The following is a 23,938-nucleotide window of genomic DNA, read 5'->3' as shown; positions in this document are numbered from 1 at the left end:
GTCTGGGGGCGAAGCCCCCAGTTTCGGGAAGGGGTGCCCGCGCGCGGAGCGCGCTAATAGGCGCAGTGGGGAAAGCCCCGCAGGGACCGCCCTGGCCTCAGCCGCCCGCCCCCGCAAAGTGCTCCCGCACCAGCGTCTGGACGACCCCCAGGTCTTGCGCAACCAGCGCCTCCAGCAGAGCCATATGCTCCGCCGCGTCAGCGACAAGATCCGCGCGCCGCCCGTGGACGGGCCCGCTCACCAGGGGCCACTGGGACCGGCGATGGAGATCATCCGCGACCTGCACCAACTGCTGGTTCCCCGAAAGGGCGAGGACCGCCCCGTGAAAGGCCCGGTCCGCCTCCGCGTACCGGGCAAGGTCACCCCCCGCGGCAGCCACCGCACTCGCCTCCGCAAGAGGACGAAGCTCACACCACCGCGCCGCGGGCACGGTACGGGCGAGCCGCAGCATCACCGGCACCTCGATCAGCGCCCGCACCTCCGCCAGCTCCCCCAGCTCGCGCGCGCTCCGCTCGGTGACCCGGAAGCCGCGGTTGGGCACGACCTCCACGGCCCCCTCGGTCGCCAGCTGCTGCATCGCCTCGCGCACGGGAGTCGCCGAGACCCCGAACCGCTCGCCGAGCGCGGGCGCCGAGTACACCTCGCCCGGCGCGAGATCGCCCCCGACGAGCGCGGCCCGCAGGGCGTCCAGGATCTGACCGCGCACCGAACTGCGCTGCACGACCTTGCGGGGCGAGGGCAGCGACACCTGCCCGTGCGTGTGCTCACCGCGAGCCGGAGCCGGAGCCGGGATCGGAGCCGGAGCAGCCGGAGGCGGCGCAGGCGCGGAAACCGGCGCCTGTGAGCCCCGCGGCTGCTCCGGCACCCGGACGGCGAGGCGGTACGCGTCACGCGCTCTGGCCTGCTCCACGAGGTCCACCCCAAAGTCCGCTCGGTCCGAAAGGTACGAGAGGCACCATAGGCGGACAGCCCCGCAGTTGAAACCTCGATCATTCCGGGTAAGGTTAGGCTTACCTGTAATCGATCGTGATTCGGTGGTTCCCTCATGTCCGTCCCCACCTTGGCCAAGCGCGCCCCGAGCGCCCTCGCGGACGCCTATGCCCGCCTCGCCGAGGTGTTCCCCGGACTGCGCGTGAGCGAGCTCGGCGACGACGAGCAGGCCCCACAGGGCGGCGGCTGGGTCACCGCCTCCCGGCTCGCGGAGGGCGGGGCCGACCTCGACGCGTTTCTCGCGTGGGACGAAGCACAGGTGCAGAAGGACTACGGCCAGGCGGGACGGCCGGACGTCATCGCCAGCTTCGCCCTGCACCGCTACGCCTGGCCGGCCACGCTCCTGTTCACCGTGCCGTGGTTCCTGCTGCGCAGGGTCCCCCGTTTCCCCGTGGAGAACGTCTCCTACGAGCGCACCCTCGGCCGCCTGGCCGTCCGCAGCACGGGCTTCGCCTGCCTGCCCGACGATCCGGCCGCCGCACTGCCCGGCGCACACGTCGTACCGGACGAGGAGGCACTGCGCGCGGAGGTCCGGGGCGCCGTGGCCGAGCACCTGGGACCACTCCTGGACACCTTCGGGCCCCGGATGCGGCGCCGCTCGCGCGCCCTGTGGAGCCTGGCCACGGACGAGATCGTCGAGGGCCTCTGGTACATCGCGCACCTCCTGGGCGAGGAGGAGCGCGCCACGGCCGACCTGGAGCGGCTGCTGCCCGGCGCCACCAAGCCGTACGTGGGCACGGCGGGGTTCCGTGAGCTGACGGGTCCGAGCGGCGAGTCGCTGCCGACGCGGGACCGCGCGAGCTGCTGCATGTTCTACACGCTGCGCCCCGAGGACACCTGCGTGACGTGCCCGCGCACCTGTGACGCGGACCGTATCGAGCGGCTGAGCGCCGCCGCCGCGGCCTGACCGGAGCCCCGCACCGGACCAAAACCGCAACCCCTCCCCCTTGAACCACCCTTTCGTGTCCCTTTAATCGAACTCAACTCCCATTGCCATGGGCTGAGTTCGAGCAAAACGGCGCGCGCCACACCCCTTTGCACCCCCCTTGGCGTTCTCTTGCCCCGAAACCCCTCTGGGGGCCATCGGGATTGGGTCAATATGGCGCCCGAACGCCCTACCGCGACGCAAGGGACCCCAGATGAGACTGACCGATATATCGCTGGACTGGCTGCTTCCGGGCTGCGTCCTGCTCCTGGGCATGCTGGTGGCGGTGGCGGTACTCGCACGCGGCAAGCGCGCCGGCCAGAAAGCGGCCGCCAGTGCCACCGGCGACGACTCATGGGAACGCAGCGAGGAGCGCCGCAGGCGCAAGGAAGCCATCTACGGATCGGCCTCGTACGTTCTGTTGTTCTGCTGTGCGGCGGTCGCCGCCGCACTCTCCTTCCACGGTCTGGTCGGCTTCGGCCGGCAGAACCTCAACCTCACCGGCGGCTGGGAGTACCTGGTCCCGTTCGGGCTCGACGGCGCGGCGATGTTCTGCTCCGTGCTCGCCGTGCGCGAGGCCAGTCACGGCGACGCGGCCCTCGGCTCGCGGCTCCTGGTGTGGACGTTCGCGGGAGCGGCCGCCTGGTTCAACTGGGTGCACGCGCCCAGGGGCCTGGGCCACGCGGGCGCCCCGCAGTTCTTCGCCGGGATGTCCCTGTCGGCCGCGGTGCTCTTCGACCGCGCGCTGAAGCAGACGCGCCGTGCGGCGCTGCGCGAACAGGGTCTGGTGCCGCGGCCGTTGCCGCAGATCCGGATCGTGCGGTGGCTGCGCGCGCCCCGGGAGACCTTCGGCGCCTGGTCGCTGATGCTCCTCGAAGGCGTCCGCAGCCTGGACGAGGCGGTCGAGGAGGTCCGCGAGGACCGGCGCGAGAAGGAGCAGAACCGCACCCGCAGGCGGGACCGCGAGAAGCTGGAGCGTGCGCAGCTCAAGGCGATCAGCAGGGGCCATCGCGGCCTTCCGACTCGCGGCGGTGCCCGGCAGGTCGACCTGCCGGCCGTCGCCCCGGCCGGGGGGTCCGCGCAAGTCACCGCGGACCCTGCGATAGCAACGCAAGAACAGCTGCCGCTGCGCTCCCGTCCCTCCCTCCAGGCCGTGAAGAACGGCTCTGAACCCGTCACCGTCGACCTCACCGCCGAGGACGACACCCAGACGCTGCCACGGCTCGACTCCCTGGAGCAGAAGCTCAAGGATCTGGAGCAGCAGTTCGGCTGATGTCAGCAGCGCGGGACGGGATGATGTCGGCGGTCCGGTTCAGGCCGGGCCGCCGCCGTCCAGTTCGAACCACACCACCTTCCCGACCCCGTGCGCCCGCACGCCCCACGCGTCGGAGAGGGACTGCACGAGCATGAGTCCCCTGCCGTGCGTACTGTCGTCGGCGTTCGACACGGTCAGTTTCGGGCGGCGCCCGACGAAGTCCCTGACCTCGACCCGCAGCCTGCCCGGCCGCAGGGTGGCCGTCAGGATGGCGTCACGGTCGGTGTGCACCAGTGCGTTCGTGACCAGTTCGCTGGTCAGCAGCTCGGCTATCTCGGATTCTCCGGGCTTCCCCCAGGACCGGAGAAGTTCGCGCAGTTCTCCCCTGACCTCGGGAACCGCGCGCAGGTCGGATCGCCCCAATCTGCGCCGGAGCTGAGCCCGGCCGGGCTCTGCCGGCTTGTAGTCGGTCGGCTCATCCCTTGCGTTCGGCGAGGAGGTCCCGAGATGAAGGGGACCTCCTCCTCTTACTTGCCTTGTCATGATCCCCGCCCACGGAAGAGTCAATTCCTCCCTGCTCGAACACGTTCACGGAATGCATGCCCCACCCGGTTGGCGGCACTCATGTCCATTCCTCAACCATTGGGGTGGGTGCGCCCCGGCCAGTCGGGGAAGTGAAGCCGGTGGACCGTTTCTGCTTCACCCCGAGGGAGCCGCCGTGCACGACGACCGACTGCTGGTGGAGGGACGCCTGGAGCGCGCCCTGCGGCAGTTCATCCGCCCCGCCCAGTACGCGGACCGCGTGCCGCTGGCCCTCTCCGTCTGGCACGCGCCGGGCGAACCCGTCCCCGTCGCGGAGGCCCTCGACGCCTCGTACGCGCCCTTCGAGACAGGCACCGCCTGGGGAAAACCCTGGTCAACGAGTTGGTTCCGGCTGCAGGGTGAGGTGCCCGACGCCTGGCGCGGGCGCCATGTCGAGGTGGTCATCGACCCCGGCTTCAGCGGTGAGGGGCCCGGCTTCCAGGCGGAGGGTCTGGTGTACGACGCGTCGGGCGTCCCCATCAAGGGCATTCACCCCCGCAACCGGCACATTCCCGTGGCAGCTGCCGCGCGGGGCGGCGAGCAGGTGCACCTCCTCCTTGAGGCGGCAGCCAACCCCACCGTGCTGCACGACTTCGAACCGACACCCCTGGGCGACGTACTGACCGCGGGTGATGGCCCCATCTACCGATTCGCGTCTGCCGACGTCGCCGTACTGGACGAGGACGTTTGGCAGTTGACCCTGGACATCGAGGTCCTTTCGGAGCTCATGTACGAACTGGACGCCGCCCGTCCGCGGCGCCACGAGATCCTGCGCGCACTGGAGAGGGCGCTCGACGCGCTCGATTTGCACGACGTGTCGGGCACGGCGGCCGCGGCCCGCGCCGAGCTCGCGGAGGTCCTCGCGAGCCCCGCACACGCCAGCGCGCACCGGGTATCGGCCACCGGGCACGCCCATATCGACTCGGCGTGGCTGTGGCCACTGCGCGAGACGGTGCGCAAGGCGTCACGCACCTTTGCCAATGTGACGGCTCTCGCGAAGGACTATCCCGAGCTGATCTTCGCCTGTTCGCAGGCTCAGCAGTACGCCTGGGTCAAGGAGCATCAGCCGCACATCTGGGAGCGCATCAAGAAGGCCGTCGCCGACGGCACGTGGGCGCCGGTGGGCTCCATGTGGGTCGAGTCGGACGCCAACATGCCGGGCGGCGAGGCCCTTGCCCGGCAGATCACGCACGGGATGCGGTTCTTCCGCGAGGAGCTGGGGGTGGAGACGGAGGAGATCTGGCTGCCGGACTCCTTCGGCTACACGGCGGCGTTCCCGCAGCTGGCCAAGCTCGCGGGCGTGCGCTGGTTCCTCACGCAGAAGCTGAGCTGGAACCAGTCCAACAAGATGCCGCACCACACCTTCTGGTGGGAGGGCATCGACGGCACCCGCGTCTTCACGCATTTCCCGCCCGTGGACACCTACAACTCCCAGTTCCACGGCGCCGAACTCGCCCACGCGGAGAAGAACTTCACCGAGAAGGGCCGCGCGTCCCACTCCCTCGTCCCGTTCGGCTGGGGCGACGGCGGTGGCGGCCCGACCCGCGAGATGCTGGAGAAGGCGCGTCGGCTGCGTTCCCTGGAGGGTTCGCCGCGGGTCGAGATCGTGAAGCCGTCGACGTTCTTCGCCGCCGCCGAGGAGGAGTACGGGGCGCAGGCACCCGTTTGGTCCGGCGAGCTGTATCTGGAGCTGCACCGCGCCACGTACACCTCGCAGGCGGCCACCAAGCGCGGCAACCGACGCACCGAACACGCCCTGCGCGAGGCCGAGTTGTGGTGCACGGCCGCCGCGGTGCGCGACCCCGCGTACGTCTACCCCTACGCGACCCTGGACCGGCTCTGGAAGACCGTGCTCCTGCACCAGTTCCACGACATCCTGCCGGGCTCGTCGATCGCCTGGGTGCACCGCGAGGCCCGCGACACGTACGCGCGCGTGCTCGCCGAGCTCGACGAGATCACCGCGGCGGCGGTCCGTTCCCTCGGCCCCGGCGGGCCCACCGCGCTCAACGCGTCGCCGTACGCGCGCAGCGAGGTCGTCACGGCCGACGACGGCACCCTGGTGCACGTCCATGTCCCGGCCCTGGGGAGCAAGAGCCTGGACGAGGCCGCCTCGTACACGCGGGAGACCGGGGCGACCGCGCTGCTCGCCGACGGCGAGATCCAGTTGCTGAACGAGCATCTGCGCGTGGCCATCGACGCGGACGGCCTGCTGACCTCCGTGCACGACATCGACGCGCACCGCGAGGTCCTCTCCCCCGGCTCGCGCGGCAACCTCCTCCAGCTGCATCCCGACCACCCCACGCACTACGACGCGTGGGACCTCGACAAGCACTACCGCAACACGCACACCGACCTCACGGACGCCGAGTCCGTGGAGCTGGTCGAGGACGGGCCGCTGCGCGTCGCCGTCCGTGTGGTGCGGGCCTTCGGGAACTCGCGGATCACCCAGGAGATCCGGCTCGCGGCGGGCAGCCGCCGTATCGACGTCGTCACGGAGGTCGACTGGCGCGAGTCGGAGAAGGTGCTCAAGGCCGCCTTCCCGCTGGACGTGCACGCCGAACGGTCCGCGGCCGAGATCCAGTTCGGGCACGTGCACCGCTCCACGCACGCCAACACCGGTTGGGACGCGGCCCGTTTCGAGATCTGCGCGCATCGCTGGCTGCGGGTCGCCGAGGAGGCGTACGGCGTGGCGGTGCTCAACGACTCGACGTACGGCCATGACGTGACGCGCGCGCCGCACGGCGAAGGGCTCGGCACGACCGTGCGGCTGACGCTGCTCCGCGCCCCGCACAGCCCGGACCCGGAGACGGATCTGGGCGTGCACCGGTTCACGTACGCGCTGTTTCCCGGTGCGACCACGGGTGACGCGGTCGCGGAAGGGCTCGCGCTCAATCTGCCGCTGCGGGTGGCCGACGCACCTGTGGTGCCCTCGCTGGTGAGCGTCGACAATCCGGCGGTGACCGTGGAGTCGGTGAAGCTCGCGGACGACGGCAGCGGCGATGTCGTGGTGCGGCTCTACGAGTCGCGGGGCGGGCGCGCGGCGGCCGTGCTCACCACGTCGTTCGCGGTGAGCACGGCCGAGGTGACCGACCTTCTGGAGCGTCCGCTGGAGGCGGCCCACACCGACGACGGGGGCCTCGTGCTCGCGCTGCGTCCGTTCCAGATCCTGACGCTCAGGCTGCGACCGGCCTGAGAGCTCTGAGCAGCCGTCAGGGGCGTGGCACGTTCCGCAGGTTGGAGCGTGCCATCTGGAGCATGCGGCCGACCCCGCCGTCCAGGACGATCTTGCTGGCGGAGAGCGCGAAGCCGGTCACCATCTCGGAGCTGATCTTGGGCGGGATGGAGAGGGCGTTCGGGTCCGTGACGATGTCGACGAGAGCGGGGCCCTTGTGCGCGAAGGCGTCCTTCAGGGCACCCGCGAGCTGCTTGGGCTTCTCGACGCGCACTCCGTAGGCTCCGGCGGCGCGGGCGACGGCGGCGAAGTCGGGGTTGTGGTTGGCCGTGCCGAACGAGGGGAGCCCGGCCACCAGCATCTCCAACTCGACCATTCCCAGGGCGGAGTTGTTGAAGAGGACGACCTTCACCGGCAGGTCGTACTGGACGAGGGTGAGGAAGTCGCCCATCAACATGGAGAATCCGCCGTCGCCCGACATCGAGACGACCTGGCGTTTGCGGTCGGTGAACTGGGCGCCGATCGCCTGCGGCAGGGCGTTGGCCATCGAGCCGTGGCTGAAGGAGCCGATGATGCGGCGCTTGCCGTTCGGGGAGATGTAGCGGGCCGCCCAGACGTTGCACATGCCCGTGTCGACGGTGAACACCGCGTCGTCGGCGGCGAGATCGTCGAGTACGGACGCCACGTACTCGGGGTGGATCGGGATGTGCTTCTCGACCTTGCGCGTGTAGGCCTTGACGACGCCTTCGAGCGCGTCCGCGTGCTTCTTGAGCATCTTGTCGAGGAACTTGCGGCTGGTCTTGGGCGTGACGCGCGGGGTGAGACAGCGCAGGGTCTCGCGTACGTCGCCCCAGACGGCCAGGTCCAGCTTGGAGCGGCGGCCGAGGTGTTCGGGGCGCACGTCGACCTGGGCGATCTTCACGTCGTCGGGCAGGAAGGCGTTGTACGGGAAATCGGTGCCGAGCAGGATGAGCAGGTCGCACTCGTGGGTGGCCTCGTACGCGGCGCCGTAGCCGAGCAGTCCGCTCATGCCGACGTCGTACGGATTGTCGTACTGGATCCATTCCTTGCCGCGCAGGGCGTGGCCCACCGGCGACTTGATCTTCTCGGCGAACTCCATGACCTCGGCGTGCGCTCCCGCCGTGCCGCTGCCGCAGAAGAGGGTGACCCGGTCGGCCTCGTCGATCATCGCGGCGAGCTTGTCGATCTCGGCGTCGCCGGGGCGTACGGAGGGGCGCGAGGTGACGAGGGCGGTCTCGGCGGCCTTGGTCGGCGCCGGCTCGTCGGCGATGTCGCCGGGCAGGGTGACGACGCTGACGCCGGACTGCCCGATCGCGTGCTGGATGGCGCTCTGGAGCAGGCGCGGCATCTGCTTCGGGCTGGAGATCATCTCGCTGTAGTGGCTGCACTCCTGGAAGAGCCGGTCGGGGTGGGTCTCCTGGAAAAAGGAGAGGCCGATCTCGCTCGACGGGATGTGCGACGCGAGGGCGAGGACGGGCGCCATGGAGCGGTGTGCGTCGTAGAGGCCGTTGATCAGGTGGAGGTTGCCGGGGCCGCAGGAACCGGCGCAGACGGCGAGGCTGCCGGTGATCTGCGCCTCGGCACCGGCCGCGAAGGCGGCGGTCTCCTCGTGCCTGACCTGCACCCAGTCGATGCCCTTGGTGCGCCTGATCGCGTCCACGACCGGGTTGAGGCTGTCGCCCACGACTCCGTACATGCGGCGCACACCGGCGCGGACGAGGATGTCGACGAACTGTTCGGCGACGTTCTGCTTGGCCATGGCTTCACGAACCCTTCAGTCCCCTTGATTCTCTTGGGTCCATGAAGTCACAGTGACGGCGCTCACGCCTCCCAAACGGCGGCTGCCGTTCGGTCGTCGGCGTACCCCTTGACCCTGACCTGGATGTCCGCGAGGAAGCCGACGAGGCCCGGCGGACCGCTCTTGGCCCACCGCTGCGTGAGGTGGGCGGCGAACTCGGGCTCGCCGCTCAGGGGCTCGGCGAGGCCTCCGCTGCAGAGCAGCAGGGCATCACCCGGGCGGGCTACGGAGGCCCGGAAACGGAAGGGCTCGCGCGGCGGGGGCTCGGGGGCGGGCTCGTACGGACTCGGGGGCGTGATGATCCCCATGTCCATGGTGAGCCGGTCGCCCTCCGGGGTCTGCGGCGGCACGGAGCCGAAGCCCACGACGGGCGGCCCGGTGTCCCCGGCGGTGTCGCTGACGCGCGGTTCGATGTCCTGCCAGGCGCCGTCCCGCAGCCGGAAGAGTCCGCCGCTCCCGACGCCGAAGAAGACGCGGGTGCGGCATTCGGGGTCGGCGGGCAGGAGCAGGCAGCGCAGGGACGCGGCGTACTCCTCGGGCTCGATGCCCAGGTCGGCGGCGTGCGCGCGGAGCTTGCCGAGGCTGCGGTCGGTGAGCCGGTGCAGGCCGCTCTTGAGGTCGCCGCGCCGGGCGGCCCGGATGTCCTCGGACAGCCGCTGATGGCTGCGGCCCACGGCGCGCCCGATCCAGGCGCAGGCCTCGGCGGCGGCGCGGTGGGCTCCCGGGGTGGCCCGCGCGCCGGTGGCCATCGCCACCAGGACGAGAGCGCTCTCGCCCGTCCCGAACCGCGCGGTGAGCAGCGAGTCCCGGCGCGGCTCGCCCCGGTAGCGCGCGGAGTCCCCGCGCACGGAGACGGCTCGCAGCGTGGAGGTGCCGTACCGGGCGCCGTCGAGCACGGTGTCGGCGACGAGATCGCCGAGGTCGTCGGGGTCGGCGGCGGGCAGGACGGTGGGCTCGGCGTCGTAGGTGGGCGGGCCGTCACCCACGTACGGGACGGCGTCCACGGGTGCCGCCGTCACGGACGGCTCCCGTTCCGCCGGTGCGGGTGACTGGGGGTCGGGGACCGCGGATTCCTCGGGCGAGCGGGGCGCGGGGACGGCGGTGGTGCGGCTCGGATCGCCGAGCGCCTTCGACGGCGGCCCCGCCGGGAAGGTGACGGGCCCCGAGGGTGCGGAGGACGCCTCCCAGGGGGCGGTTTCCTGGCGGACACGGGCGGCGGTCGGGGGTTCGTACGGCGGCGGCGGTGGCTCGCCGGGCGCGGCGGGATCCGGCGTCCGCGGGGTGAGGTCCCTGGTGGCGTCCGGTGTGCCCCGCCCGTCCCGGAGGTCCGGGGGCGGTGGCTCGCCCTGCGTGAAGGGTTCGCCGTGCGCGGCGCCCGCGTCGCGACCCGGCGACTCCCCCGGAGCGACGGGGCCCGGCGTCCGCGGGGTGAGGCCCCCGGTGGCGTCCGGTGTGCCCCGCCGGTCCCGGAGGTCCGGGGGCGGCGGTGGCTCGCCCGGCGTGGACGGTCCGCTGCGCGCGGCACCGGCGTCGCGACCCGGCGACTCCCCCGGAGCGGCGGGGCCCGGCGTCCGCGGGGTGCGGTCCCTGGGGGCGTCCGGCACGCCCCGCCTGTCCCGCAGGTCCGGCGGCGGGGGCTCCGGGGCGGGGAAGCGGCCGGGGCGCGGGAAGGTTCCTTCCGCGTCCTCGTCCGCGGGGGCAGGAGCATCCGCGTCCTCGCCCGCGAGGGAGGGATCAGCCGCGTCCCCGCCCGCGAGGGAGGGATCAGCCGCGCTTCCGCCCGCCGCCGCGGCCGCCGAGGCGAACCTGTCGTCGAGGCTGTCGGCCACCTCGGCGGGACCCGTGTCATGAGCGGAGTCGTCGTACAGCTGACCCCACCAGTCGTCTTCCTGGCCGGAGGCCCCGTCGTGCCTCTCCCCCTGCTGGCTCATGCCCCTATTGTCCACCGCAGACGGCATACGAAAACGGTGCATCCGGAAATTCCGGCCGCCGGAAGAGTGATGAAGGGCCGCCGGGCGGGCCCACCCCCCACGGGAGGACCGCCCGGCGGTGTCTGTTGTGTTTATCGCACGTCGTAGGCGCGGGCCACGGTCTGAGTGACGGAACTTCCGTTCGCATCCGTCAGTCGTGTCCTGAGCCAGACCTGCTTCCCCGAGGCGCCCGCGTGGTCGACGGTGGCCGTCCACTTCCCCTTGACGGCGGACGTCTTGGCTTCGGTCCAGGTCTTGCCCTCGTCGTACGAGTAGGACAGGGCCGCCGACTTGAGCGCGCCGGGCTTGTAGCCGGCGTGACCCGTCGCCGTAAGACCGATCCGCCCGCCATCCTTCGCGGCCAGGGTCTTCATGCCGTCCTCGGGCAGGTCGTAGCGCGGGAACAGCATCGGGATGCCCTGCGAGTACGCCTCCTCGTCGAGGTGCGAGCGGAACGACCAGGTGGTCTGCGTCTCCGTGGACCGGTGCCAGACCTTCGAGCCGATCTTCCGGGTGCTCAGGGTGAGTTCGTACGCGGAGTCCTCCGCAGGCACGGAGAACACGCCGGACGGCCAGCCGGACTCGCCGACGACCTCGCCGTTCCGCTCCAGCCGGACGCTGCCGATGTCGCCGAACCCGCCCTGGATTCCCGCGTGTTCGCCGTCGCCCCAGAATCCGGGCGCGACACCGATCAGATTGCCCTGCCGCTCCCCGGCGAGAGCGAGCCCGCCGTCGGCGTCACGCGGCGCGGCGGGGGTCAGCACTCCCTCGTACCACTTCTCGGCGCGCCGCTCCCCCTTCTCGTACGTCCGCACCGGGTCGATCATGAACTCCCCGAACGGGAAGCTGCTGGACACCTGGTGGCCCCAGCCGGTCGTGCCCGCGGAGTAGTACTCGGTGCGCTTGCCGGGGGCCGGGACCGACTCGATGTCGGCGAAGTACACCTCGAGACCCGAGGGACGGACGGCGGACGGCAGGTCCACGTAGTCCGTGGCGGTGCCCATCGCGCGGTACGTGGCCTCGTTCGCGGCGAGGTCCTTGTCGCGTACCCGGTAGGTGCGGTCGTCGCGGATCTGGCCGGTCTCGGGGAAGGCGAGGTTGTAGACGTAGGGGCTCTTCGCCGTTCCCTTCCACTTCAACTCGACTTTTCCGGCGTCGAGTTGCGCGAGGAGCGAGGCCGCTTCGGCCTTCTGGATGCCGAGGACGGGCAGCGGGGAGCCGCTGAGGCCGACCGAGGGGTACCAGCGGCCCGGCGCCGTGCGGTGGGCGATGACGGCCACCGCGCCCGCGTCCTTCGCGGCCCTCGCGACGGCGGAGGCGCCACCGCCGTCCGCCACCTCGACCAGGGCGATCCTGCCCTTGACCCCGGCGGCCGCCAGCTCGTCCGGGGTGCCGGACCCGGCGTCCACGAGAGCCGCCCTGCCCGCGCCGTCGAGGTTCGCCGAGCCGGTGGACGCGGTCATGGGGTGCAGGGACTTACCGCCCACCACGGCCAGTTCGGAGAGGAGGGGTGCTGCCGCACGCCAGTAGCTGCCGGACTCGAAGGTGCCGTCGGTGGCCTTCCCCTCAACGGACTGGTAGAAGCCGCGGATGCTGCGCGGGCCCGCCGCGGTGCCCGCGTGCAGCCAGTTGTCGGTGCCCCAGGTGCGGGCGAAGCCGAGGGTGGCGCCGCGTACTTCGGACTCCTTGCCCGTCCTGACGGTGAGGCGGTGTGCCGTGCGGGCGTCGAGCGTGACCGTCATGTCCTTCTTCACCTCGACCTGGGGCCGGGCGATGTGCGTGAGCGAGTCGGTCAGCCTGCCGCCGTCCGCGTCCGGGGTCGCGATGAAACCGGTCAGGAAGTAGGCGCCGGGGCGCACTTGGTACGTCTGGTCGTTCGCGCCCTCGTTGAAGCGCCGCTCGCCGGTGGCGTCGTCGGTGCCGATGAGGTCGACGGACGAGGCACCGCCGGCGGGCTTTCCGCTCCGGTCGACCAGCTTCACGCGCAGGTTCACGGTCTCCGGCTGCACGTAGAGGGAGAACGGCGTGGAGACCGCGATACCCCCGTCGGCCGTGGCCAGGACGCGGCCGGTCACGTCTCCGTACTGGGCGCGCTGGAGGCCGGCGTGGGGGTCCAGCTTCAGCGGGACCTCGACCGTGGCCCCGGCGGGGACCTTCACGGAGCGTTCGCCGAGTCCGGCGATGTCCGACCGTACGGCCGAGCCGTCGTTGCCGGTGACGCCCTGGAGGGACAGCTTCAACCGGACCGTCTTGTCGGTGGTGTTGGTGTACGGGACGCCGACCGTCGTACGGTCCGTGTCGTCCTGGGGCCAGCCGAAGCTGCCGCCCTGCACGGCCGGGGAGCCGAGCACCTTCTGGTCGACGGCCGCCTTCACGTCGAGCCGCCCGCCGCCGGTCTCGGTCACGTCACCGGGGATACCACTGTCCGCCGACGACACGAGGGCCGCCTTGATCTGCTGGGCGTTCCACTCCGGGTGGCGCTGCTTGACCAGGGCGGCGGCTCCCGCGACATGCGGGGTCGCCATCGACGTACCGCTCATGGACTGGTAGGCGTAGACGCCCCTGCCGCCCGCCGCGGCGGCGGAGATGCCGACTCCGGGCGCGGCGATCTCCGGCTTGAGGGTGTGCGAGCCGTACGCGGGCCCCCGGCTGGAGAAGGAGGCCGTCGAGTCGTCGCGGTCGACGGCGCCGACGGTCAGGACGCCGGGCACGCAGCCGGGCGAGGAGACGGAGTTGAGGCTCGGGCCGGTGTTGCCCGCGGCCAGGACGAAGAGGGTGTTCTCTGCGGACCGCGCGAGTTCCTCCGTCGCCGTGCTCATCGGGTCCGTGCAGTCGGTCCGTGCCGGGTTGCCCAGGCTCATGGAGACGACGTCGGCCTTCTCGTCGACGGCCCACTGCATGCCCGCGATGATCCACGAGGTGGCGCCGGAGCCGCTGTCGTTGAGCACCTTGCCGTGCAGCAGTTCGGTGCCGGGCGCCAAGCCCTTCTTCTTGCCGTCGCTCGCCGCGCCGGAGCCGCCGACGGTGGAGGTGGTGTGGGTGCCGTGGCCCTGGCGGTCCTCCTTGTCCGGGGAGTCCGTGAAGTTCTTCGTCGCGCCGATGCGGCCCTTGAGGTCGGGGTGCTCGGCGTCGGCGCCGGTGTCGAGGACGGCGACCTTGGTGCCCTTGCCGTCGTAGCCCGCGGCCCAGGCCTCGGGGGCGTGCACCTGCTTCGTCGACCGTTCCAGGGTGGCATCGACCTTGGCGTCCAGCCACAGCTTCGAGAGGTCGGAAGCGGCACGGGATTTGCGCGCGGTGACGGCTGCCCAGAAGTCGGCGGCCTTCTTCTTGTCGGCCTTCAGGGCGACGCCGTCGACGGGTTCCAGTACGGGTCCGCGTTCGGCGCCGCGCGGAGCGGCGGGCACCGTACGCGCGACGTCGACGGACTTGTCGTACACGGCGATCAGCGGAAGCTGCCCGGTGTGCGCGTCGTCGTAGCCCTGGCGCACGAGCCCGGTGACATTGAAGAGTTCCTCGTCGACCTTGCCCGCGGCGATCGCGTGGACGGCGCCCTCGGGGTAGACGTACAGGTCCTTGCCGGACTGCCTGGTCTGGACGAGCGGCACCGTGCCGTCGGCGCCGGGCAGCGCGGTCGCGCCCGCGCGGTCCTTGCCGTCGCTCGTCACGAGGACGCGGTCGCCGGTGACGAGGGTGACGACGGAGCTCCCCTCGCCCCGCGGGGCACCTCCCACCAGCGGACTCGTGTCCGCGGCCGGCGTGCGCGGCTCGGCCGTGGACGGGACGGCCGCGGTGACGGCCAGGACGGCGGCGGACGCCGCCACCAAGGCCGTACGCGATATCGGGCGCATCGCTCTCCCCAGGGTTGTCGGGCAAGCAGGGCTTTCGGGCGTACGTGACTTTCGGGCATACAGGTCTGTCGGGCATGCGGAACCACAGCCGAAATCCGACCAAAGGGCGTATTCGCGGCTGCCGTTGGTGCTGCGGTGGCGTCACCTTGGCAGAGAGCCGGGGGGTGCGGGGATGATGTCCGGGGGCGGGTTTACGCCGTGGCTGTTTTCCGCCAGGGCGCCGTCGGAACGCATCCTGGGGAGGGACGTCGCCGCATGCTGGCTGCGATAGGTCTGGACGAGACGCACGAATCGGCGTACCGCGCCCTTGTGGCGGTGGGCGCCGCCGACGTGCCCGATCTCGCGCGGCGGCTCTCGCTGGGCGAGCCCGAGACGGTACGCGCGCTGCGCCGCCTGGAGCTGGCGGGACTCGCGGCCCAGGCGTCCGGCAAGGCGGGCCGGTGGGTGGCGGCCCCGCCGGGTGTCGCGCTCGGCGCGCTCCTGACCCAGCAGCGGCACGAACTGGAGAAGGCGGAGCTCGCGGCGAAGCTGCTCGCCGAGGAGTACCGCGCGCAGGCCGCCGAGCCCGCGGTGCACGATCTGGTCGAGGTGGTCACCGGCGCGGGCGCGGTCTCCCAGCGCTTCCTCCAGCTCCAGCTGGGCGCGAGCACCGAGGTGTGCGCCCTGGTCACCGGCAATCCCGTGGCCGTCACCGGCATGGAGAACAACGCGGAGGAGCAGGCCGCGGGCCGGGGCGTCAGCTACCGCGTGGTGGTCGAGCGCTCCGTGCTCGCGCTCCCCACCGGCCTCCTGGAACTGTCGACGGCGATCGGCCGCGACGAACAGGTGCGGGTCGTGGACCGCGTCCCGACGAAGCTGGTGATCGCCGACGGGTCGCTCGCGATGGTCCCGCTGACCTCGCGCAGGGCGGAGCCCGCCGCGCTCGTGGTGCACGCGAGCGGCCTGCTCGAATCCCTGTCCGGGCTCTTCGAGGCGGTGTGGCGCGACGCGCTGCCGCTACGGCTCGGCGAGAGCGGCCGCTCGGTCACCGAGGACGCCCCCGACGGTCCCGACGCCGCCGACCTGGAGATCCTTTCGCTGCTCCTCGCGGGCCTGACGGACGCAAGCGTGGCCAAACAGCTCGACCTGGGCCTGCGGACGGTACAACGCCGGGTCAAGCGCCTGATGGAACTGACGGGCGTGACGACACGGCTGCAACTGGGGTGGCATGCGTACGAACGGGGCTGGGTGGCGCGGTAGCCCTGGCGGGGTGGGGGCTGCGGGGGCGCAGAGCTGCGGGGTCCGCGGGGGCGCGGGGCCGCGGGGTCCGCGGGGCTACGGGGCTACGGGGCTACGGGGCTACGGGGCTACGGGGCTACGGGGCTACGGGGCTACGGGGCTACGGGGCTACGGGGCTACGGGGCTACGAAAACGGTAGTGGGGGCGCGGGGTCCGCAGGTCCGCAGGCCCGCAAAGCTGCGGGGGCTGCAGGACCGCGAGACCACAGGTCCCAGGCCCGCAGGACCACGGGACCCAGGCCCACAGGACCACAAGTCCCAGGCCCGCAGGACCGCAGGGCTACGGGGTCCACAGGGACGCGGGGCAGGAGGGGCGCGGGGCCGCGAGTCCGCAGGACCACAGGGGCGCGGGGCCGCGAGTCCGCAGGACCACAGGTTCCAGGCCCGCAGGACCACAGGCCCTCAGGCCACAGGACCACAGGACCACAGAGTTGCGGGGTCCACAGGGACGCAGGGCAGCAGGGGCGCGGGGCCGCGAGTCCGCGAGTCCGCAGAGCTGCGGGGTCCGCACGGGCGCAGGACCGCACGGGCGCAGGACCGCATAAGCCCCGCGCCGTCGGCCCTCAGCCCCAGATCACGGCCCCCAGCCACGCCCCCGCGATCAGCAGGCACGCGAACAGTTCCGTCAGGACGCTCCAGCCGCCCGCCCGCATGGCCGTTCGTGTCGCCGTCACCGCCTCCCCGTGGCCGCCGAGCCGCAGTCGCTCCGCCAGGTAGATCCCTCCGATGAAACCCGGCAGCGACCCGATGACCGGCAGCACGCAGAACCCGACCAGGGCGCCGGCCCCGGCGTACACGGCTGTCCGTCGCGTGGCGCCGCTCTGCCGGAAGCGCCGCGGAGGCAGCAGCCAGCGCACGCCCTGTGCCACGAGGAGCACGACGGACGCGCCGACCAGGATCCACCAGGCCACCGGCTCCGGGTCCTGCAGCGCCCACCACAGCACGGCGGCCCACACCAGCCACGGCCCCGGCACACCGGGCACAAGCACTCCGCCGATGCCGAGCAGTAGCACCACTCCGACCAGCAGGAGTTCCCACGCTCCCATCTGACAAGGGTGCCGGAAACGGGACAAAAGCGCAGGTCGCGGGTCAGCCTCGCGGGGTCCCGGGCGGGTCCAGGGCCGGTCCAGGGCAGGTCGTAGGACCAGGATCCGATGTGTGGACGCGGGACGCGTGCGAGGCTCGCGCCATGACCGAATTCAGCGAGGCCGAGCGGGCGTACCTCAAGTCCCAGCGGCTGGGGCGGATGGCCAGCGTGGACGCGGCGGGGCAGCCTCAGGCGAACCCCGTCGGGTTCTTCCCGCAGGACGACGGGACGATCCTGATCGGGGGGTACGCGCTGGGGACCACCAAGAAGTGGCGGAATCTCCAGAAGAACCCGAAGGTGTCACTGGTCGTGGACGACATCGTGAGCGAGCGGCCGTGGAAGGTGCGGGGCGTCGACATCCGCGGGGACGCGGAACTCCTCACGGGGCCGCATGACTTGGGCCCTCACTTCAGCGAGGAGCTGATCCGGATTCACCCTCGGCGGATCCATAGCTGGGGGCTTGAGCAGTAATTCGTCGCCAACCCCGCCCCTTCCCGAAAACCCGCCTGGCGCGGGGGCCTCGCGTGCCGTCATCACCGGCTTCGCCGAGTCCGTCCTCAAGCGCCGGACGGGCTGAGTCTTTCAGCCCTCCGGCGCTTGAGGAGCGGGAGGGCTGAAAGCCCCTACCCCGCCGTCAGCAGATGCCGCACCCCGTACGACCGCCAAGGCCGCCACCCCTCAGGCACATCCATCCCCGGCAACCCCACGTCCGGATCCCCCAGCGCCCGCATCCGGATCAGCGCCGCGACCCCCGCGTCAACGCCCGCCAGACCCGACAACCCCTCCCCCGCATCCTCCCGATCCGCCCCCGCGTCAAGCCGGACCCGCCCGTCGGCGAGGGCGGTCGCCAGTTCGCCCAAGGGGCCGGGCTCCCCGGCGAGCGCGCCGGGCTCGGGGAAGACATGGGTCAGCGTCCCGCACGGCGCGTCCAGCGCCTTCCCATACCGCGCCACCAGCACAGAAGCTTCCTCCCGCCCCACCAGCGCCCGCACCGCGAACTCATCGGGATCGGCCGCCCCCGGCGACCGCAGCCCGGGCCGCGCCGCGACCAGCGGGGCGAGCCGGGGGTCGGCGCCGAGCCGCTCGTCCACGGCGTGCGGATCCGCGTCGAGATCGAAGAGCCGCCGCAGCCGCTGCACGGCGGTCGTGAGGTCACGGAGGTCGGTCAGATGGAGCCGGGCGTCCAGCCACCCGCCGACCCCGTGGTCACGCTCCTCCACGGCCACGATCCCGGTGCCGTACGGCAGCCGCAGCGTACGCCGGTACGTCCGCCCGCCCCGCTCCCCGCTCACCTGCTCGACCCCGTCCACGGCCTCCGCGGAGAGCAGGTCGAAGACGGCGCCCGCCTGGTAGGCCCCCCGGTAGGCGAGCCGCAGCGGCACCCCCGCCGACGGAGTGGCCCGCCCCGCACCCCCGCCGCGCGGCGCGGCGCCCCGCAGCGCGGTGGGCGTCAGGGCGTACACCGCCCGGATCGTGTCGTTGAACTGCCGCACGCTGGCGAACCCGGCGGCGAACGCGATCTCCGTGATCGGCAGACCCGTGGTCTGGAGCAGCACCCGCGCGGTGTGGGCACGCTGGGCCCGCGCGAGAGCGACGGGCCCGGCGCCCAGCTCGGCGGTGAGCTGCCGCTGCACCTGCCGGGAGCTGTAGCCGAGCCGCACGGCGAGACCGGGAACGCCCTCGCGGTCGACGACACCGTCACCGATCATGCGCATGGCGCGGCCCACGACGTCCGCGCGGACGTTCCACTCCGCGGACCCCGGCACGGCGTCCGGGCGGCAGCGTCGGCAGGCCCGGAATCCGGAGCCCTGGGCGGCTGCCGCCGTCGTGTAGTAGCGGACGTTCTGGCGCTTGGGGGTGACGGCGGGGCAGCTGGGCCGGCAGTAGATGCCGGTGGTCTCCACGGCGAAGAAGAACTCTCCGTCGAAGCGCGCGTCGCGGCTGCGAACCGCCTCGTACCTGGTCTCTTCATCGATCACATGTCCCAGTGTGCGACGTCGCCGCCCCGGTGGCTGGCGGAATTCGGACACCGCGCTGCGGGGGCGCCGAAGCACCCCCGCAGTGGCAGAAACCTGACGGGACCGGCTAGCGGATCCGCCCCCGCTTGGCCTCCATGGCGGCCCGCCCCTCCGCGCCCCGCAGCTTCCACTCGCGTCGCATGTCCGCGCGGAGCCTGGCGTCCGTCTTGGCGACGATGCGCTGGTTCTCGCGGATCAGCTTGCGGTAGCTCTCCAGGCGGCGGTCCGGGAGTGTGCCGTCCTCCACGGCCGCGAGGACCGCACAGCCGGGTTCGGCGGTGTGGGCGCAGTCGTGGAAGCGGCAGTCGGCCGCCAGGTCCTCGATCTCGGAGAAGACCTGGCCGACGCCCGCCTCCGCGTCGAAGAGGCCGACTCCGCGCAGCCCCGGCGTATCGATGAGGACGCCGCCCGCGGGGAGCACGAGGAGGTTGCGGGTCGTGGTGGTGTGGCGGCCCTTGCCGTCCACGTCACGGGCGGCGTTGACGTGCTGGACGTCCTCGCCGACCAGGGCGTTGGCGAGCGTCGACTTGCCCGCTCCGGACTGGCCGAGCAGTACCGAGGTACCGCCGGAGACGACGGCGCACAGGACGTCGACGCCTTCACCGGTGGTGGCGCTGACCGGGAGCACCTGGACGCCGGGGGACGACGTCTCCACGTCCTCGACCAGGTAGGACAGGCCCGTGGCGTCCGGGACCAGGTCGGCCTTGGTGAGGACGACGAGCGGCTGGGCCCCGGACTCCCAGGCCAGGGCCAAGAAGCGTTCGATCCGCCCAAGGTCGAGCTCGACGGCGAGCGAGACCGCGATGATCGCGTGGTCGACGTTGGCCGCGAGGATCTGCCCCTCGGACCGCTTGGAGGAGGTGGAGCGCACGAAGGCGGTACGGCGCGGCAGGAGCGTACGCACGTAGCGCGGATCGCCGCCCGCGGGGTCGACGGCGGCCCAGTCCCCCGTGCACACGACCTTCATGGGGTCGCGCGGGACGACGAACTCGGTGTCGGCGCGGATGACGCCCTCGGGAGTGACGATGTCGCACTGCCCGCGGTCGACGCGCAGCACACGGCCGGGCAGCAGGCCCTGAGCCGCGTATGGGGTGAACTCGGTTTCCCGGTCCGCGTCCCAGCCGTAGGGCGCGAGGGGGTGCGAGGACGGGGAGGAGAAGGCCTGCGGGAATGCAGAGGAAGACAAGGGGGACCCTTCACAGGGGTGGCCCCGGCATCCACGCACACTGCTGGTGCGCGAGAAGAGGTAGGTGTCAGCCGGCGGCCACGGAGGTGGAATGAACGGACTTCTGGATGCGGGCAGCGCCCATCTCGACGACAGCCATCAGTCACACCTCCCGAACCGAGCCAGATCAAGTCACCTGCGGCCGCCCCATGGGCTGCCGCTCGAACAACGCCAACCTTAGGGACACTCCGGCCGTGACGCCATCCAATTATTGACCGACTTCCAGCAAGCCCTGAGCAGTGGCAAGCGCATATGCGGACAGGGTGAATGCGTCGGAGATCCGTCGGTCAGCGACCATGGCGCGGAATTCCTCCTGCGGCACGGCCTGGTACGCGTCGATGCCCTCCGCTCTGGCACCAGGGGCGGGGCTGTCCGTCACCCGCGCCGCCCCGATACGGGCGAGGTACAGGTGATCCACGCCGGCACGCAGACCGGTGTCGGGAGAGACAGCGCCGAGATACGTGAAGTCCACGACACGGACGCCCAGTTCTTCCTGGAGTTCCCGGGCGGCCGTGCCGGCACCGTCCTCCCCCGGATCGCCGAAGCCACGGGGGATCTCCCAGTGCCAGGACCGATCGGCGTGGCGGAAGTGGTGCAGCAGGACGACGCGTCCGTCGTCGAGCACCGGAAGCACTGCGGCTCCCCCCGACGCGGACACGGGCACGATGCGGATGTACGTTCCCAGCCTGCCGTCCGCGCGGTTGGCGAACCGCACGGCGTCACGCACCAGACAGAAGTAGGGGTCGCGGTAGACGACGCCGATGTCTCCGATGCTCTCGGGCAGTCCGGCCGCGACGGCCGCCCGTGACGCTTCGCCGGATGCCCGTTCCTGGTCGGCGTGGTCGAGGAGGATTTCGAAGGCAGCACCGGACGGGTTCTCGAAGAGTTCCGGGCGACGTTCACGCAGCGCGGCGTAGTCCGTGAGTGCGGTCTGCTTTCTGGCGGCTCGGTCGTGCGCGCTCATGGCTCCCCCTTGTCTGCGCGCCACGTCGGGGCCGCTGTGGCGGAGGACGAACGCACGTCGGTCACAGGTACAGAGCGATGGGGAGACGGTCGACCCGGGCCTCCACCGACGTGTACGTCTCCATGCTCTCCCGATAATGGTCGTGCAATGCCTGAACCACATCGAAGACGCCGGTGGACGACGATCCCAGCGCCGCTCTGCTCTCGCGGAGCAAGGCACTCACCGTCGCCGCCAACGCCGTGTCGCGCACGGACCACAGCGGCACACCGATGGCACCGGCCCCGCTGATGATCAGGGAACGCATGAACCCGAGGACGTCACCGCCGTCGGACCCCATGCCCTGCCCGGCCAGACAGGCCCCGAGCACGGTGAGCTTGTTCCTCGGCAGGCTGACGCGCAGGGCGATGTCGAACTGCGACAGCATGTCCGACTCTCCCAGGTGGATCAACGGGCCGGAGACCTCGGGCTCGTTCACGTACACCCCGTGTCCGGCGTACAGGAAGAACTCCGGCTTCACCGCGACCAGTTGCTCGAGTCCGTCCCAGTCGGCGGCGAAGGCGCTCTCGACCTGGCCCACAAGCGCGTCGGGGACCGCGCCCGCCACATGGACATGCGTTGCGGGCCAGCCGGCGTCGACGACCTCGCGGCCCGTCGCCCGCGCGTCGGTGGACAACAGCGCGGCAAGGTCGTCGTCGTCCTCCATCAACTGCTTCTTGAGCAGATGGCGGCCGCGGGTGACGAAGGCGGCCACGCTCACCGAGTGCGACAACGGGACCCGGGCTGCGAGCGGCAGGTCGTCCTCCGGTGCGGTGGCGACGTGCAGCGGGATCGCGAAGATGTCGTCGGTCGGGATCAGAGTGAGATGGGTCGGCGGGCCGCCCCGGTTGACGCTCTCCCACACCGGCTTGATCAACAGGTTCCAGATGCGGCGGCAGGTCTCTTCCCTGGGCACCGGGAACTGCCGGTCTCCGAGATCCTCGAAGACCCGGCGTGCGAGATCGGCCACGTCCGTGTAGGGAACGGAAGGCAGCAGCGTCAGCACCCCGTCGCGGCAGACCATGATGCCCAGGGAGTCGGGTTCGGGCGTCTCCTCGCCGTCCAGGGGCACGTCCGATGTGCCGAAGCGGAAGTACCGCACTACACAGGAGCCCTGATGGTTGAGGGTGTACTGCACCAGCTGATGGGCGATGTCCTCGTCGTGTGTCGCCGATGTCAGCGGGTGGTGGAGGAAGTGGTCCTCGTACTGCTGCTCCCGCTCGACGAGCAGTTCACGCCGCTCCCTCGCCTTCGAAGCCTCGGCAGGAGGCTGTGCCCGCAGAGGCATTCGACGGTCGTCGGGAAAAGCTCCCTCTGCCGGCGATGCGTCCGATGCCATGGGCAGCGGGTGGGCGGGGCGGCCGAGCACCGGGGGGCGGGAGGACGCGAGCAGGTCCAGCAGTTCCCGGCCCGAGGACTCCTCCACCAGAGACACGATTTTCTCCAGGTCCTCCTGCCGGTGGCCGCCCCGTGCCATCTGCGCGCCGATGGCCCGCAGATACGCAGGCCGAACGTGGTTGGCATAGGCGCGTTTGTACACGGGGAGGGCAATCGCTTCCCGCACCGACTCCGCCATCTTCAACCGGCGGTCAAGGACGTCTCGCGGACGCTCGGCCGGGGGAAGGGCGGCAGCCGTCTCGCGGTAGTAGCGCACGGTGTAGGCGTAGAAGTCGACGTCGAGGCCGGCCCGACGCCCCGCACCGGCCGCGTCGTCCTCCAGTTCGTCCAGAAGCCGCCCCAGGTCGGCCAGACCGTCGCGGCCTCCGCCCAGCCGCGCAAGATTCTGGCGGGCGATCCGCCGACCTCGTTCCCACCCCGGCTCCACGAAATTCGTCCGGCCGTGCACCAACTCACGCAGCGCCTCGAAGCGCTCTTCGGGGCGGTCACGGCAGAACGCCTCGTTCAACAGCGACTGCGCGGTGCGGTACGTGTCGTTCAACGCCTCGGACAGGGCCTTGGAGCGCGCGGTGACACGCAGCGACCGCTCGCGGTCCCCGGCCTGCCGCAGGGCGATGGCGAGGTTGTGCAGACTGTTGGAGTAGCCGCGCAGAAACTCCCGGTGCCTCAGGGGCATTGCCTCGTCCGGAACAGCCTCGACGTCGACACCCCGCTCGCGCGCCTGCACCAGGATCTTGTCGTGCATCTGCTGCAGGGAGCGGACGAACACGTCGACGTCCCGTGTGCCCTCTTCGGCGTCCTTCTCCCGCGCAGCCTGGCCGCGTTCCTCGAACTCGGCGCGGGTGTAGTTGCTCAGCAGGTCGGGCAGTGCCCACCACAGCCGGCCCCTCTCGGCCACCTGCACCGCGGTTCCGAAGGCACGGCGGGAGGCGGTGTAACTGCCCAGGCGGTAACGGATCCGGCCGGCTCCGTCGTACCAGCGGGCGAGGGCGTAGGCGGGGAAGACGTCATCCGGATCGGCGGCGGTGTCGGCCAGCAGCGCCAACAGCCTTTCGGCGTCCGGCTGTGATGCCTCGATGAGTCGCAGGGCCGAGAGTAACTCGTAGGCGACGTCCGCCTGGACGATCTCGCACCAGTGGGCGCCGACCCTGCGGGCGATGCCTCGAAGGCCCGCCGCCGGGTCCTTCGTGTGTGCCCGGGCCAGGCGCAGCATTCCGGTGGCATCCGCCTGCCGCATCGGAGCATCGAAGTCGATCTCGAACCGCATGATCAGGTCCTCGACGTCCAGTGCCTCGACGAAGGTCCTGATCATGGAGCTCGGGTCCTGCGGGTGATGTCCATCGGCCTGGGGCATGGGAGTGAACTCCTCGCA

At 71.5% G+C, this 23,938-nt stretch carries 15 protein-coding genes; 5 read left to right on the top strand and 10 right to left on the bottom strand.

Going from position 1 to position 23,938, the window contains the following annotated elements:
* Window positions 1-97 precede the first annotated feature (97 nt).
* Window positions 98-910, bottom strand: a complete 813-nt coding sequence (locus ABZ906_RS01945; RefSeq protein WP_361376223.1) for a GntR family transcriptional regulator — start codon at window positions 908-910, stop codon at window positions 98-100.
* Window positions 911-1,045: 135 nt separating this feature from the next.
* Here ABZ906_RS01945 and ABZ906_RS01940 point away from each other — a divergent pair, with 135 nt between their 5' ends.
* Both ABZ906_RS01940 and ABZ906_RS01935 read left to right on the top strand, forming a co-directional pair.
* Window positions 1,046-1,897 carry a (2Fe-2S)-binding protein gene (locus ABZ906_RS01940; RefSeq protein ID WP_361376220.1) on the top strand — a complete coding sequence of 284 codons (852 nt, stop codon included), beginning with the start codon at window positions 1,046-1,048 and terminating at the stop codon, window positions 1,895-1,897.
* Window positions 1,898-2,129: 232 nt separating this feature from the next.
* A complete protein-coding gene (locus tag ABZ906_RS01935; RefSeq protein WP_361200805.1) occupies window positions 2,130-3,188 on the top strand; it encodes a DUF2637 domain-containing protein in 1,059 nt (352 codons plus the stop codon).
* Window positions 3,189-3,227: 39 nt separating this feature from the next.
* Here ABZ906_RS01935 and ABZ906_RS01930 read toward each other — a convergent pair whose 3' ends face one another.
* Entirely contained in the window at window positions 3,228-3,713 is a 486-nt protein-coding gene (locus tag ABZ906_RS01930; protein WP_361200803.1) for an ATP-binding protein, read from the bottom strand.
* A gap of 175 nt (window positions 3,714-3,888) precedes the next feature.
* Here ABZ906_RS01930 and ABZ906_RS01925 point away from each other — a divergent pair, with 175 nt between their 5' ends.
* Window positions 3,889-6,945, top strand: coding sequence for a glycoside hydrolase family 38 C-terminal domain-containing protein (locus tag ABZ906_RS01925; protein ID WP_361376217.1), 3,057 nt, complete (start codon window positions 3,889-3,891; stop codon window positions 6,943-6,945).
* 16 nt (window positions 6,946-6,961) lie between these two features.
* On the opposite strand, the gene ABZ906_RS01920 is transcribed toward ABZ906_RS01925, so the two are convergent.
* From ABZ906_RS01920 to ABZ906_RS01910, 3 genes are all read right to left on the bottom strand, one after another.
* The gene (locus ABZ906_RS01920; protein WP_361200799.1) at window positions 6,962-8,704 is read right to left on the bottom strand and encodes a pyruvate dehydrogenase; all 1,743 of its coding nucleotides are present in this window, start codon (window positions 8,702-8,704) and stop codon (window positions 6,962-6,964) included.
* Between the two features lie 62 nt (window positions 8,705-8,766).
* Entirely contained in the window at window positions 8,767-10,674 is a 1,908-nt protein-coding gene (locus tag ABZ906_RS01915) for a protein phosphatase 2C domain-containing protein (protein ID WP_361376214.1), read from the bottom strand.
* 131 nt (window positions 10,675-10,805) lie between these two features.
* Window positions 10,806-14,561 carry a S8 family serine peptidase gene (locus tag ABZ906_RS01910; RefSeq protein WP_361376211.1) on the bottom strand — a complete coding sequence of 1,252 codons (3,756 nt, stop codon included), beginning with the start codon at window positions 14,559-14,561 and terminating at the stop codon, window positions 10,806-10,808.
* Window positions 14,562-14,816: 255 nt separating this feature from the next.
* Between ABZ906_RS01910 and ABZ906_RS01905 the strand changes: the two genes are divergently transcribed.
* Window positions 14,817-15,800, top strand: a complete 984-nt coding sequence (locus ABZ906_RS01905; protein ID WP_361376208.1) for a helix-turn-helix transcriptional regulator — start codon at window positions 14,817-14,819, stop codon at window positions 15,798-15,800.
* A gap of 601 nt (window positions 15,801-16,401) precedes the next feature.
* On the opposite strand, the gene ABZ906_RS01900 is transcribed toward ABZ906_RS01905, so the two are convergent.
* The gene (locus tag ABZ906_RS01900; protein ID WP_361376205.1) at window positions 16,402-16,884 is read right to left on the bottom strand and encodes a DUF456 domain-containing protein; all 483 of its coding nucleotides are present in this window, start codon (window positions 16,882-16,884) and stop codon (window positions 16,402-16,404) included.
* Between the two features lie 143 nt (window positions 16,885-17,027).
* On the opposite strand from ABZ906_RS01900, the gene ABZ906_RS01895 reads away from it, so the two are divergent.
* Window positions 17,028-17,396 carry a PPOX class F420-dependent oxidoreductase gene (locus ABZ906_RS01895; RefSeq protein WP_361200789.1) on the top strand — a complete coding sequence of 123 codons (369 nt, stop codon included), beginning with the start codon at window positions 17,028-17,030 and terminating at the stop codon, window positions 17,394-17,396.
* A 152-nt stretch (window positions 17,397-17,548) separates the two neighbouring features.
* On the opposite strand, the gene ABZ906_RS01890 is transcribed toward ABZ906_RS01895, so the two are convergent.
* The 4 genes from ABZ906_RS01890 to ABZ906_RS01875 all read right to left on the bottom strand — a co-directional run bounded on the left by ABZ906_RS01890 (window position 17,549) and on the right by ABZ906_RS01875 (window position 23,920).
* Window positions 17,549-18,904 carry an AlkA N-terminal domain-containing protein gene (locus ABZ906_RS01890; protein WP_361376202.1) on the bottom strand — a complete coding sequence of 452 codons (1,356 nt, stop codon included), beginning with the start codon at window positions 18,902-18,904 and terminating at the stop codon, window positions 17,549-17,551.
* 106 nt (window positions 18,905-19,010) lie between these two features.
* Window positions 19,011-20,129, bottom strand: coding sequence for a ribosome small subunit-dependent GTPase A (gene rsgA / locus ABZ906_RS01885; RefSeq protein ID WP_361200787.1), 1,119 nt, complete (start codon window positions 20,127-20,129; stop codon window positions 19,011-19,013).
* A 247-nt stretch (window positions 20,130-20,376) separates the two neighbouring features.
* The gene (locus tag ABZ906_RS01880) at window positions 20,377-21,132 is read right to left on the bottom strand and encodes an NUDIX hydrolase (RefSeq protein WP_361200785.1); all 756 of its coding nucleotides are present in this window, start codon (window positions 21,130-21,132) and stop codon (window positions 20,377-20,379) included.
* A 61-nt stretch (window positions 21,133-21,193) separates the two neighbouring features.
* Window positions 21,194-23,920: a CHAT domain-containing protein gene (locus ABZ906_RS01875; protein WP_361376199.1), complete on the bottom strand. Its 2,727-nt coding sequence runs from the start codon at window positions 23,918-23,920 to the stop codon at window positions 21,194-21,196.
* Between the last annotated feature and the right edge of the window lie 18 nt (window positions 23,921-23,938).

Source organism: Streptomyces sp. NPDC046925 (assembly GCF_040644915.1).
In the GTDB taxonomy this organism is placed as follows: domain Bacteria; phylum Actinomycetota; class Actinomycetes; order Streptomycetales; family Streptomycetaceae; genus Streptomyces.
This window is presented reverse-complemented; position numbering and strand designations above follow the sequence as displayed.